Annotated in this window: 11 protein-coding genes; 5 read left to right on the plus strand and 6 right to left on the minus strand. The window is 68.0% G+C overall.

Features of this window, described 5'->3' with window-relative positions:
* Nucleotides 1–3 precede the first annotated feature (3 nt).
* From NTY77_16960 to nagZ, 3 genes are read right to left on the minus strand one after another with little or no spacing between them, the layout of a single operon-like run.
* Nucleotides 4–1,218 carry a GAF domain-containing protein gene (locus NTY77_16960; GenBank protein ID MCX5797182.1) on the minus strand — a complete coding sequence of 405 codons (1,215 nt, stop codon included), beginning with the start codon at nt 1,216–1,218 and terminating at the stop codon, nt 4–6.
* Nucleotides 1,219–1,278: 60 nt separating this feature from the next.
* Complete coding sequence (locus NTY77_16965) at nt 1,279–2,451, minus strand: hypothetical protein (GenBank protein MCX5797183.1); 1,173 nt, start codon at nt 2,449–2,451, stop codon at nt 1,279–1,281.
* Nucleotides 2,448–3,941 (minus strand): beta-N-acetylhexosaminidase, encoded by a 1,494-nt coding sequence (gene nagZ / locus NTY77_16970; GenBank protein MCX5797184.1) that lies wholly within the window; start codon nt 3,939–3,941, stop codon nt 2,448–2,450. The genes NTY77_16965 and nagZ overlap by 4 nt, the downstream gene beginning before the upstream one ends.
* Nucleotides 3,942–3,979: 38 nt before the next feature.
* Between nagZ and NTY77_16975 the strand changes: the two genes are divergently transcribed.
* Complete coding sequence (locus NTY77_16975) at nt 3,980–4,417, plus strand: cyclic nucleotide-binding domain-containing protein (GenBank protein MCX5797185.1); 438 nt, start codon at nt 3,980–3,982, stop codon at nt 4,415–4,417.
* A gap of 490 nt (nt 4,418–4,907) precedes the next feature.
* On the opposite strand, the gene NTY77_16980 is transcribed toward NTY77_16975, so the two are convergent.
* Together NTY77_16980 and NTY77_16985 are read right to left on the minus strand one after the other, a co-directional pair.
* Nucleotides 4,908–5,588: an alpha/beta fold hydrolase gene (locus NTY77_16980; protein MCX5797186.1), complete on the minus strand. Its 681-nt coding sequence runs from the start codon at nt 5,586–5,588 to the stop codon at nt 4,908–4,910.
* 2 nt (nt 5,589–5,590) lie between these two features.
* Complete coding sequence (locus NTY77_16985; protein ID MCX5797187.1) at nt 5,591–6,247, minus strand: hypothetical protein; 657 nt, start codon at nt 6,245–6,247, stop codon at nt 5,591–5,593.
* A 77-nt stretch (nt 6,248–6,324) separates the two neighbouring features.
* Between NTY77_16985 and NTY77_16990 the strand changes: the two genes are divergently transcribed.
* From NTY77_16990 to NTY77_17005, 4 genes are read left to right on the plus strand one after another with little or no spacing between them, the layout of a single operon-like run.
* Nucleotides 6,325–6,708 carry a DoxX family protein gene (locus NTY77_16990; protein ID MCX5797188.1) on the plus strand — a complete coding sequence of 128 codons (384 nt, stop codon included), beginning with the start codon at nt 6,325–6,327 and terminating at the stop codon, nt 6,706–6,708.
* A gap of 7 nt (nt 6,709–6,715) precedes the next feature.
* Complete coding sequence (dnaX, locus tag NTY77_16995) at nt 6,716–8,368, plus strand: DNA polymerase III subunit gamma/tau (protein MCX5797189.1); 1,653 nt, start codon at nt 6,716–6,718, stop codon at nt 8,366–8,368.
* 10 nt (nt 8,369–8,378) lie between these two features.
* Nucleotides 8,379–8,975: a recombination mediator RecR gene (recR, locus tag NTY77_17000; protein ID MCX5797190.1), complete on the plus strand. Its 597-nt coding sequence runs from the start codon at nt 8,379–8,381 to the stop codon at nt 8,973–8,975.
* Between the two features lie 14 nt (nt 8,976–8,989).
* On the plus strand, nt 8,990–10,600 hold the full coding sequence (locus NTY77_17005) for a tetratricopeptide repeat protein (GenBank protein MCX5797191.1): 1,611 nt from the start codon (nt 8,990–8,992) through the stop codon (nt 10,598–10,600).
* A 148-nt stretch (nt 10,601–10,748) separates the two neighbouring features.
* Here NTY77_17005 and NTY77_17010 read toward each other — a convergent pair whose 3' ends face one another.
* A complete protein-coding gene (locus NTY77_17010; GenBank protein MCX5797192.1) occupies nt 10,749–11,738 on the minus strand; it encodes a hypothetical protein in 990 nt (329 codons plus the stop codon).
* Nucleotides 11,739–11,807: the final 69 nt, after the last annotated feature.

Genomic DNA, 11,807 nt, shown 5'->3' on the forward strand with positions numbered 1-11,807 from the left:
GGCTCACTCCTCCTCGACCCTGAGGAAGGCCTCCACGATCCCGGGGTCGAACTGGGTCCCGGCGCAGCGGCGCAGCTCCGCGACGGCCGCCTCGCGCGCCAGCGCCTTGCGGTAGGGCCGGTCCGAGCGCATGGCCTCCCAGGCGGAGAGGACCGCGACCATGCGCGCGCCGAGGGGGATGCCTTCGCCCTTCAAGCCCTCCGGGTAGCCGCGGCCGTTGTACCACTCCTGGTGGTAGAGCACCATCTGGGCCACCGGGCCCAAAGACTTGACCGGAGCCAGGATCTGATGGCCGAAGGCGGGGTGGCGCTTGATGACCTCGTACTCTTCGGGGGTCAGCTTGCCGGGCTTGAGCAGGATGGACTGGTCGATGCTGATCTTGCCGATGTCGTGCAGCAAGGCCGCGTACTCGATGTCGCGGGTCATCTGGTCCGGCAGCTTGAGCTCCAGCGCCAGGCGCCGGGCCTTGGTCCGGGCCCGGTCCGAATGCTCCTTGGGGTAGGCGTCCTTGGAGTCCACGGCCCGCGCCAAGGTCTGCACCATCTCCAGGTAGAAGGTCTGCAGGTCGTCGAGCAGGTCCTGGTTGTGGAGCATGACCGCGGCCTCTCCGGCGAGGATGTTGAGGAACTTGGCCTTGTAGCCGGTGAAGGACTCCGCGGCGCCCGTGGCGTGGAGGTTCAAGACCCCCACCGGCTTGGACTTGACCAGCAGAGGGATGGAGATGAAGGGCTCCGGGTCCTCCGGGCCGGTCTGGATGTAGCGCGGATCGGCTTCCGGGTCGGCCACATAGATGGCTTGGCCGCTGGCGAAGGCCTTGCCCGCCACGCCCTCGCCGGGCTTGAGGAAGAGCTTCTGGCTCTTCGAGGTGAACGCGCTCTTGGCGGCCACGATCTTGAGGCAGCCCGAGGCGCCGTCCCAGAGCATGATCGAGCCGCGCGTGCACTTCATGAGCGCGCAGGAGATCTCCAGCACCGTCTTGGCGAAGTCCTCGCGGGAGACCGCTCCGGAATGGGACACGCCGAACTCCTGCAGGTTGAGCAGGATGGAGAGCAGTTCGTCGAGTTTTTCCCAGCCTTCCGGGGACTCCAAAAAACCGTTCCCCCGGCCCTGGTCCTGCGGCCGGCCGGCCTGGAGCTCGTAGAGGCGCTTGAGCGCCGCGCCCAAGGCCGCGGTGAGCAGCAGGCAGAGCACGGCCGGAACCCATAAGGTCCAGGTCATGAGGCTAGGGTAGCAAATTTGTCGGTTGCCCGACGCGGCGAGAGATACTCTTGAGAGTGCTTAAGGCCGGGCCGGGGGCGGGGCCTTGAGCATATCCGCCGCCGACTGCCGGTTGTCGGCGTCCGGGTCCTTGGCCGCGGCCGCCTCCAGCAATGGGCGCAGCTCGGCCGGCGGCAGGAGCAGGCGCAGCTGCATCAAGGCGCCGATGCGGGGCTGCGGGTCGGGGTCTTCCGCGGAGAGCTTCTTGAGCCACGGGACGGTCTTGGGGCTGCGCGAAGCGCAGAGCGCGGCGAAGAGCGTGAGCCTGGTCTCCGGGTCCTTGGCGGCGGATTGTTCCGCCACCAGGGAGTCGATCTCCTCGGGGTTCGCGGAGATCCCCACCTTGATGGCCAGTTGGTGGCGCAGTTCCCGGTCGGATTTCGGGTCGCGCAGGACGGCCAGCATCGCGGCGCGGGTCTCGCGCAAGGCCTGCAGCGGGACGTCGACGGTCAGGGCCTCGTGAGCCCTCTCCGCCCCCGCGCCGGGAGAGCCGGCCCACCTGACTATGTCGGGCAGCGATTCTTTCCAAAGGTACAGCGCCATCAGTCGCGCCACGGCCGGGGCTTCCAGGACCCTGCGGCGCAGCAGGGGCAGGGCTCGGGCGCCCTGCCACTGGGCCAGGGCCGAGAGCGCTTCGTATTGGGACCACCAGAGGTTCTTGTCCGACAAGACCGGCGACTCCCCCGGGCTCTTGACGTGGAATCGCTGCTGCGCGATCGTCTGGATCAGGGGCAGGGCCCGCAGCGAGCGCAGGCGGAAGGCCCCGTTGATCCCGAAGATGCGGGCCTCGCTCTCCGAGAGCTTGAGATACTCCATGAACGCCGGTTCGAGCCCGGCGTCGTCCTCGTCTATGCGCCTGACCGAGGCCATGACCGCGTCGCGCACCGCGGGCTGCGCGAAGCGGCTGAAGATGTCGAAGAGCGACTTGACGTCCCGCAGGGTCCGGGGATGCGCGCGGGCGATCCGCTCCAGCACGGCGTGCCGCGCGTCGTCGTCCAGGGCCTCCAGGAACATGTCGTGGAGCTCGACCAAGCTCTCGCCGCCCTGAGCGCGTTGGAGGACGATCGTGGCGGTGCTGCTCTGCGTCCCCTCCGGGGAAGGGGAAGGATAACGGCTGCCCGTCGGGGACGGCGGCCTCTTGGCCATCGCCGGCGCGGCGAGGCAGAGACTCAGGATGAAGGCGAAGGTTCTCATGGTTTGCGTTCTCCCAGGATCAGCTCCAGGGCCGCCTGGAGCTGGCAGAGACGGTAGCCGTAGGCGTCGACCGCGGTGACCTGTCGGTCCAGAAGCGCGAGGTCGCAGGAGCTTCGTATCAGGCAGGCGACGCTGCGGCGCGGCGCGGCGCGGTTGAGCAGCTCCAGGACGGCCCGCTGGCCGGCGAAGCGCCGGGCCTCGAAGCAGAAGAAGAGGACGCGGTCCGCCTCGCTCGCGGCGCCGCGCAAGCCGGAGACGTCTTTGGTCTCCACGGGAGCGCGCAGCAGGCGGGCCCCTCGCGGCAGAAGGCGGCGGACGAAAGCTTCGGGGCCGCGCGGCCCGCCCTCGAAAGTGAAGCGGGCCTTGACCTCGGCGAAGTCCGGCAGGAGCACCACGGTCCGGGCCCCGTCCCGGGGCAGAGGCAGGGGCACGCAGCCGGCCCGGACCACCGTGGCGGCCCGGCGCGCGACCAGCAGGGCGAGCGCGGTCCCCGCCTCGGAGTCCGCGGCGCGGCGGCTGCGGCGCGGGTAGCGCAGCAGCGCCTCGATGCGGCGGGCCGAGGCCGCGACCTCGCCGGCGGGCAGGCCGCCGGCGCGGAAGAGCTCGACGGCCTCGCGTTGCGCGACGATGTCATGGGCGATCATGACGACGTCGTGGCCGGCCTGGAAGGCGTCCCAAGCCGCGGTCTGCACCGGGCCGCGCGAGGTGACGGCGCCCATGCACAGGTCGTCGGAGATGATGGCGCCCCGGAAGCCGAGCCGTCCGCGGATGAGGCCGCGGGTGATTCGGCGCGAGAAGCTGGCGGGCTTGCTGTCGAAAGCCGGCATGAGCACGTGCGAGGTCATGACCGATGCCGCGCCGGCCCGGGCCGCCGCGGCGAAGGGGGCCAGGTGGGTGCGCAGGAGCTCGGCCCGGGAGAGGCGGATCGTGGGCAGGGCGACGTGGGCGTCCTTGGTGGCCGCGCCCTTGCCCGGGAAGTGCTTGGCGCAGGCCGCCACGCCGTGGTCCTGGAGGCCGCGCACGAAGGCCGCGCCCAGGCGGCCGACCAAGGCCGGGTCCGAGCCGAAGGAGCGGATGCCGATGCCGGGATTATAGCGTCCGACGCCGACGTCCACGACCGGGGCCAGGTTCATCCCGATGCCCAGGGGGGAGAGCTCAAGCGCCATCTGGCGGCCCGTGGCGTAGGCGAGCTTCGGGTCGCCGACGCGGCCCAGCGCGGCGTTGCCGGGGAAGGCGGTCAGGCCGGACTGGAAGCGCAAGACCCAGCCGCCCTCATGGTCGACGGCGAAGAGCAGCGGCCGGCCCAGCCGGTCCGTGAGACCATGGGTCAGGGCGCGGACCTGCTGCGGGCTCTCGATGTTGCGGGCCAGCAGCAGGACTCCGGAGGCCCCGGTGTCCCGGAACAACGAGACCATCTCGCGGGTGGGGCGCCGGCCGTAGATGCCGAACATGAACAGAAATCCGGGGTCCCGCGACCGCTTGGCGTCCACGGCTGCAAGATATCAAATTTAGTATCATCCGGGACAGCATGACGGTCACGGAGTTCCTCAAGACGCGGGTCCCTTTCCTCGACGGTCTCGGCGACGAGCAGGCCCGGACTTTGGCCGAGGCCGCCGAGCAGGTCAACTGCCGCTCCGGGCAGACCATCCTCATGAGGGGCGTGACCGTCGAAGGGCTGCACGTGGTGGCCTTGGGTCAGGTCACCGTGTGGGCCAAGACGAACAAGCACCAGCCCCCCGTGGTGGTCGCCCAGTTGGGGCCCGGAGAGGTGTTCGGGGAGACCTCGATCATCGAGATGAGCACGGCCGGGGCCACGGTCAAGGCCAACGAGGACGACACGCTCATCTTCGTCATCCCGCAGGATGTCTTCCACTCCGTCCTCGACCAGTGCCCGGAACTCCGCGCCCGTGCCCAGGCCCTCATCGCGGCGCGCAAGAAGGCCAACGCGCCGGACAAGCCAACCTGAGCAGCCGCGCTGCTGCCAAGCGAGCAAAAAATCATGTTTTGGCCGCTTTTTCGCAAATTTATACCACCACTATAAATTTGTCGACATCCACGGGAGCTTGTGTCCCATAGGAGCGCCGTCGACTTGCCCCGGGGCAAGTTGGTGGATAAGTCTCAGCGCCATGCGACTCTGTGCGTACCAGGCATATCCACGAGACTCCAGTTGCCTCCGTCGAAGGATTGGCTGGCTTCCGTCGGAGGGGCACCGGGGCCTTTGATTGTGGCGAAAATCTCGACGAGAATCTCCTCGTAACTGGAGCTTTGTGGATATGCCTGGTGCGTACAGAGTTTGTGGATAAGTCATCACCGCGAAGTGTTCTACCCGGACAGAATTCGTGGAGAACCCGCCCAGCCACCCGCAGGATGGCTGCGCCCGGTCCGGCGCCCTTCAGGCGCCGGACGCGATCAACAGCAAGGCAACAAGTCGCCCACGATTTTTCGGCGCACCCCATTCACCGGCTGTGGGCTTCGATCCAGTCGGCCAGTCCTTTGAGGAACTCCGGTTCGGAGAGCATCTGCGCGCCGTGGCCGTGGCCGGCCTTCAGGAATGCGGCGGAGGGGAACTGCCGTGCGTAGGCGGCCGCGGTCTGGAATGCGTAAGCGTCCGGGGGGGACGCGGCCACCAGGACCGCGAGTCCCGCGGTCGGTCGGGAGAGGATCACTCCCCGGTAGTCCGCGCCGGGAGAGAGCAAAGCCAGCCAGCGCGGGCTGGGCTTGGCCCAGGACGCGAGGTTGGCTCCGATGGAGGCGCCGATGTAGCCGAGGCGCGCGGTCTTGATGCCGCGTTTTTGGAGATAAGCCGCCGCGGCCTCGATGTCCTTGACCGCCTTGGGCCATTCCTGGGATGCGTCGAAGCCGGCGAAATCGGTCTTCCCCGATGGGCCGGCCAGGCTCTCGCCGTGTCCGCGCAGGTCCAGGGCCAGGCTGCCGATGCCGCGCTTGGCGAGTTCCGCGGTCAAGGGCTGCCACTCGCTCTTGCCCGCGGCCACGCCGTGGACCAGAATGGCGACGGGCCGGCCTGGCTTGGGGGCCTGATAGCTGGCGCAGATGGTCCAGCCGTCGTCGGTCTTGAATCGGACGGTCTCGGCCCGGGCCGGGGTCAGGAGCAAGGCCAGCAGGGGCAGGGGTCCCATGCCTAGCGGCTGCGCATGGAGAACTCGTAGCCCGCGTTGTAGACCGAGAACACGGAATCCTGGATGCGCACCACGCTGCGCAGGAGCTCCTGGGTGGAGTGGCGGAAGAACTTGTCCGCGGCCCAGTCGTTCTCCGCGACCAGCGCGCGCACGGCCGTGGCGTTGAGGTAGAGGGAGTTGAGGGCCAGCTGCAGCTGCTGCACCTGGCCGAGCACCAGCAGCCCGGCCTGGTAGAGCTCGGGGTCGGGCAGGGCCTGGGAGGAGGCCATGCGGCAGCGGGCCGTGAGGAAATAGAGGTTGCTGCGGATCTGGTCGTTGCCTTTCGTCAGGGTCTCGAAGTTGGCCGCGATGGTCTCCAGGCTGGGCTGGGGGTCGGGCTGGGTGAAGGCGTAGCGCAGGTTGTCCTGCTGGGCCTTGGCGTAGACGTCGATCTGCTGGAGGTTGACCACCTGCTGGGCGACCTGGCCGGCCACGGCCTTGAGCACGGCCATGAGCTGGGGGTCGCTCTGCTGCCGGGCGGCCTTGCTGCGGGCCTGGAGCAGGGCGTCGAAGAAGTAGCTCTCCTGCCAGAGCTGGGGGCCGTCGCTCCAGGCCGCGGCGGGGCGGGGGCAGGCCAGGAGGCTGAAGCCCAGCAGAGGCAACGTCAACGAGCGCTTCATCGTCTTAGAGTATAGTGGATTTTCTTGGGCAAGGGTAGATATTTGACCACCCTTCCAAGCTTTGGTATCCTGCCTGGATGCGCACCGATGACGTGCTCGCCTTGGCGGGCCGCCTGCTGCTGGCTCTCATCTTCATGGCCTCCGCCTTCGGCAAGATCACCAATTTCGACGGCACGCTCAGATTCATGGAGGCTCACGGCATGCCCATGACGGCGCTGCTCTGCGCCAGCGCCATCGCCCTGGAGGCCTTGGGGGCCGTCACCCTCATCCTGGGCTATCTCACGCGCTATGGGGCGGCGGCCTTGATCGGGTTCCTCGCGGCCGCCACCTGGATCTTCCACTCCGCCCCCGACCAGCGCATCGCGCTGCTCAAGAACCTGGCCATCATGGGAGGACTCCTTCAGGTCATGGCCTTCGGCCCCGGGGAACTCAGCCTCGACGGCCGGGAGAAGGCGAGGTAGCCAGCCTATGACCAAGAAGCCGGCGTACGTCGTCCTGGCGCGCAAGTACCGGCCCCAGACCTTCGCCGAGGTGCTGGGCCAGCCGGCCGTGTCCGTCACCCTCAAGAACGCGCTGGCCGCCAAGCGCGTCCACCACGCCTATCTCTTCACCGGACCGCGCGGCGTGGGCAAGACCACCATGGCGCGCATACTCGCCAAGGCGCTCAACTGCGTCAAGGGGCCCTCCGAGGAGCCCTGCGGCGAGTGCGACCCCTGCCGGGAGATCGCGGCCTCCTCCTGCCTCGACGTCCTGGAGATGGACGCCGCCTCGCACACCGGCGTCGACAACATCCGCGAGGTCATCATCGACACCGTGGCCTTGGCCCCCAACCGGGACCGCTACAAGGTCTTCATCATCGACGAGGCGCACATGCTCTCCACGGCGGCTTTCAACGCCCTGCTCAAGACCCTGGAGGAGCCGCCCCCGCACGTGGTCTTCGTGCTCGCCACGACCGAGGCCGCCAAGGTCCCGGCCACCATCGCCTCCCGCTGTCAGCGCTTCAAGTTCCGGCCCATCCCGGTGGAGGCCCTGCGCGATCATCTCGCCGCCCTGGCCGCCAAGGAGAAGATCGCCGCGGCTCCGGAGGCGCTGGAGCTCTTGGCCCGCAGCGCTGAAGGCTCTTTGCGCGACGCGGTGAGCCTGCTGGACCAGTGCCGCTCCTTCACGGACAAGTCCGTGACCGCGGAGCTCGTGCGCGAGATGTTCGGCTATGTCCCCGCGGACATGCTCCTGGGCCTGGCCCAGGCCCTGGCCGGCGGCGACGGCGCGGCTTTGGGCGCCTTGCTGCGCCAGGTCTACGAGGAGGGCGTGGAGCCCGCGCAACTGCTCAAGGATCTGCGCGCCGGACTGCAGGGGGTCTATCTCGAACGCGTGGGCCTCTCCGGCCGAGGGGACAAGGCCTGGAGCGAGGCGCTTGCGGGCGTGAGCTCCGAGAACCTGCGCTATCTTCTGGAGCGGGCCAACAAGACCTTGGAGGACCTGCGCTTCGCGGATTCCCCCAGGCTGACCTTGGAGCTGGGGCTTTTCGGCTGCCTGGAGGCGGCCGGGGACCTTGCGGCCTGGGTCAAGAGGCTTGAGGATCTGGAGCGGCGCTTGTCCTCCGGCGCGGTACCTATGCCGGCCCAGAGTGCCGCCCCGGCCCCCGCGCGTTCGACAGTCGAGGCATCTGCCCCTGCGCCTTCAGCGCAAGCAGCGGCACCCTCTGCGCAGATATGGTCCAAGCTGGTGGTCGCCGTCCGCGAGGAGAAGCCGTCATTGGCCGCCATCCTGGAGTCGGCGCGGCCCGTGCTCATGCCGAACGGCTCTTGGAAGCTGCTCTGCGCCAGGACCTTCGACGCGGAGCAGGTCAGGCGGGGCGCGGGGCTTATTGAGGCCAAATTGGCCACACTTTCCGGCGGCATCATCCGGATCGCCGCGGAGGTGGGTGATGCCGGCGGCGCAGGCGCCGAAGCCGTGGAGACCGAAGTCCCGGAACAGGAAGAGGCCGCGCCCGGCGGCGGGGTCTGGAAGGACGTGACCGAACCCGCAGGCAAGCCGGCCAAGGGCAGCACCTCGCTGTCCCGCGCGGAGAAGATCTTCGGCGGCACGGCCCGTTTCATCAAGAAGAAGCCCTCGGCATGAGGCGACTCGATTGAAGGACTGGGACCGGCTGATCGGCGCCTTGAAGAGACTCCCCGGTATCGGGCCCAAGCAAGCCGAGCGCCTGGCCCTGCACCTCATCCGGGCCTCTCCCGACGAGGTCGAGGCCCTGCTCGGCGCCGTGCGCGAGGCCAAGGCCGCCATCCGGCCCTGCCGCCGATGCTTCGATTACACGGACCGGGAGCTCTGCCGCATCTGCGCGGACCCGGGCCGGGACCAAGGGCTCCTCTGCGTGGTGGAGGCTCCGCAGGACGCGGCCGCCATCGAGCGCACTCGCGGCTACAGGGGGCTTTATCACGTGCTGCACGGGGCCATCTCGCCTTTGGACGGGGTCGGGCCGGAGACTCTGCGGGTGCGTGAGTTGATCGATAGGGTTCGGGCCGGCCGCGGGGTCATAAATGAGGTCATATTGGCCACAGACCCGGACACCGAGGGCGAAGCGACCGCTCTCTACGTGGCGGGACTGCTCAAGGAGCTGGGGACAGCCAAGGTCAGCCGCATCGCCCACGGCGTGCCCATGGGCGGAGATCTGGACTACATAGACGAGAGGACGCTGTCGCAGGCCATGTCTGGACGCAGGGAATTCTGACTGGAGGGACCATCATGAAACGCTATCTCATCTTCTTCGCCGCACTATCGCTGGGAACCGCTGTCGCGCTCCGGGCTCAGGACAACGAGTTCGCTCAGCCTCCGGCCGCGGCGCCGGAGGTCGTGGCCGAGCCGGTCCAGCCTACGGCTCCTGCTGCGGCGCCTAAGACCGAGGCCGCGCCCAAGGCCGCCGAGGCCAAGCCTGAGGCGAAGCCGGAAACCAAGCCCGAGGCGAAACCTGAGGCCAAAGAGGAACCCAAGGCCAAGGAAGAGCCGAAGAAAGAGGAGCCTAAGCAGGAGGTCAAGAAAGAGGAGCCCAAGCCGGAACCCAAAGCCGAGCCGAAGCCTGAGCCGGCCCCGGCCCCCGCGCCTGTCGTGGAGCCCAAGCCCGCGGCCAAGGGCAAGACCGCAGGCAAGCCGGCCAAGAAGGCTCCCAAGCAGCTTTCCCCGGAGGAGATACTGGCCAGCAGCTTCCAGACCCTGAAGTCCGGGGCCGAGGACCAGAATCCGGAGCTGCGCAACGCCGCGCTCGAGGATCTTCGGGTCTTCGTCCAGCAGCATCCGGACGCCGAGGCGGCTCCCGAAGCCTTGGGCATCCTCGCCCGGCAGGAGGAGTACCGGCCGGCCATGGTGGACTGGCTGCACCTGGCCTACGAGTACCCGGAATCCAACGTCGCCCTCAAGGCCAAGTCCGAGTACCTGGACCTCGTCAACAAGAGGATGAGCGGCAAGCTCAAGCCGGGCCTGAGCGCTTTGGCCAAGTCGCCTGACGCCGAGGACAAAGCCGAGCGCTTGGCCCAACTGGTCCTCGGCTTGGCGGAGAAATCCGGCGACGCCCTCTATGAGCCTGCGGCCGCCGAGATGCGCCGCTTCCAGGTCCGCTTCCCGGACTACAAGGAAAACGACCGCATCCTCTGGAGCCTGGCCCAACTGCACCTGGCCAACGGGAAGTACGCCGCGGCTCTGATGACCTACCGCGAGCTGCTGTCCTACCAGGGCAGCGCGTACCGGGAGAAGTCCCAGTTCGCCACGGCCGAGCTCTTCTCCGACAAGCTGAAGAGGTACAAGGAGGCGGTGGACGCCTACCAGTCCTTCCTCGATCTGTATCCTGAGAGCGCGCAGGTCCTCGATGCCCTGCAGCGCGTGGCCGTGCTCTACGCGGACCGTCTCGACCAGGCTCCGCTGGCCGTGGAGACCTACGAGCGCATCATCAAGCTCTTCCCCAAGACGGACGGGGCGCTCAAAGCCTTCAACGCGGAGGCCAAGCTGCAGCGCGACCGGCTCAAGGATTCGGAGGCCGCGGTCAAGACTTATGTGCGCATCACCGAGCAGTTCCGCTACCCGCAGGCCGCCGAAGCCCTGCTCAACGCCGCCGAATTGGCGCGCAAGGACCTCAAGGACTTCAAACGCGAGGTGGAGCTGCGCAGCAAGCTCGCCGCCGACTTCCCTCTGGTCAAGGAGGCTCCGGAGCAGCTCTACCAGGCCGCCCAAGTCCTGGAGGACGACGCCAAGGACCTCGACGGGGCGGTCAAGCTCTACCAGGACACGGCGTCCAAGTTCCCGGATTCCAAGCAGGGCAAGAAGGCGGGCGAGCGCGCCAACAAGCTCCTGCAGAAGAAAGGCTGATGCCGTTCTGTACCGAGCGAGGCGCCCGAAGGGCGCCTCGCAACCGGCGGCCCCCCGCGGGGGCCGCCGGTTCCGTTGGGGGGCAGGCCGTTCGTTAAGGGAGTCGTGCTGTTGTTGGGGGCGCCCCGCTGCGCCGTCAGGGCGCTCCCTACTGGTCCCCGAACACTCCGAATAGCCGCCGCGCCTCGGATTGGTTGTGCGAGCGGCAGAGCAGCCGGATGTTGGCGGGGTCGTTCGACGGGCCTCCCCAGGCGAAGGGGACCACATGGTCCCACTCCAGCCATGCCGTCTCCCCGCAGCGAACGCCGTCGGAGCCGATGTAGGCGCAGCGCCCCGAGTCCCGCCGCCACACCTCGTCTTGCACCCGTTTCGGGATATGGCGGCTTTCGGATGAGCTCGGCATGGGCTCCTTGCTCCTGACGAGTTTGCCTGGGAGCTCTTCTTCCACCAGACGCCTGAGCGCCTCACCGACCACGTCTTCCAGGCGGCCCAAGGGGAAACGGTGCCGGAGCAGGTCGCGGGCTGTTTCGAACCATTCTTGGACCTGCTCTCCGGCGGAGAAGGTGAAAACCACGCGTCTGTCTCCCATTTTCTGAGGGACAGTGGCATTGGACAATGCGAAGAGTTCGAAGGCCGGCGAAAGGGCCGCGCCGACTTGCGGGGCGGCTGCGGCAGGTGGGTCGGCGTCTTGCGATGAAGTCGCGGTAGGCAGCGCCCGGATGCGGTCTCTGGGCTCCTTCTCGGCGGGAGCGAGTTCCGCGACCAACCGTTCGACCTCTCGCGTGCTCCGGCGCGAGGCGCGCCGCAGCAGCCGCTCATGGTTCTCGGAGGTGAGCAGCGGTTCGAGCATCGCCACGCTGACCAAGTGCAGCTCTCCGCTGGCGAGCATGCGCAGGATCGAGGGGTACTTGCGCGCCGCGCGGGCGGTGCGCACACGCCTGATGGCATCGCTTTCAGCATAGCCGAGGCGGCGGGTGAGGTAGGCGAACACGGAAGAGTATCCTCTTTTCTGGCAGGCGTCGCGCTGGTCGAGTTCCCCCAGATGTAGGAGCAGGTCGATGAGACTGAAGCGCTCGGTCTCGGCCAATGCCTCTACCTTGCCGAGTAATGTTTCGTCGGATAGTTCGGAGAGGTCCATACTAACTATACGACTTGCGCATGGAAAAGTTCCCTTATGAAAGGGGCCAGGGCAAGGACATTGTCTCTG

The sequence above is a fragment of the Elusimicrobiota bacterium genome (assembly GCA_026388095.1).
Classification (GTDB): Bacteria; Elusimicrobiota; Elusimicrobia; order UBA1565; family UBA9628; genus UBA9628.

What these genes read in the sequence shown, in the direction of transcription:
- NTY77_16960 (MCX5797182.1), bottom strand. Translation starts at nt 1,218, where the DNA reads ATGACCTGGACCTTATGGGTTCCGGCCGTGCTCTGCCTGCTGCTCACC.
- NTY77_16965 (MCX5797183.1), bottom strand. Translation starts at nt 2,451, where the DNA reads ATGAGAACCTTCGCCTTCATCCTGAGTCTCTGCCTCGCCGCGCCGGCG.
- NTY77_16975 (MCX5797185.1), top strand. Translation starts at nt 3,980, where the DNA reads ATGACGGTCACGGAGTTCCTCAAGACGCGGGTCCCTTTCCTCGACGGT.
- NTY77_16980 (MCX5797186.1), bottom strand. Translation starts at nt 5,588, where the DNA reads ATGGGACCCCTGCCCCTGCTGGCCTTGCTCCTGACCCCGGCCCGGGCC.
- NTY77_16985 (MCX5797187.1), bottom strand. Translation starts at nt 6,247, where the DNA reads ATGAAGCGCTCGTTGACGTTGCCTCTGCTGGGCTTCAGCCTCCTGGCC.
- NTY77_16990 (MCX5797188.1), top strand. Translation starts at nt 6,325, where the DNA reads ATGCGCACCGATGACGTGCTCGCCTTGGCGGGCCGCCTGCTGCTGGCT.
- dnaX (MCX5797189.1), top strand. Translation starts at nt 6,716, where the DNA reads ATGACCAAGAAGCCGGCGTACGTCGTCCTGGCGCGCAAGTACCGGCCC.
- NTY77_17005 (MCX5797191.1), top strand. Translation starts at nt 8,990, where the DNA reads ATGAAACGCTATCTCATCTTCTTCGCCGCACTATCGCTGGGAACCGCT.
- NTY77_17010 (MCX5797192.1), bottom strand. Translation starts at nt 11,738, where the DNA reads ATGGACCTCTCCGAACTATCCGACGAAACATTACTCGGCAAGGTAGAG.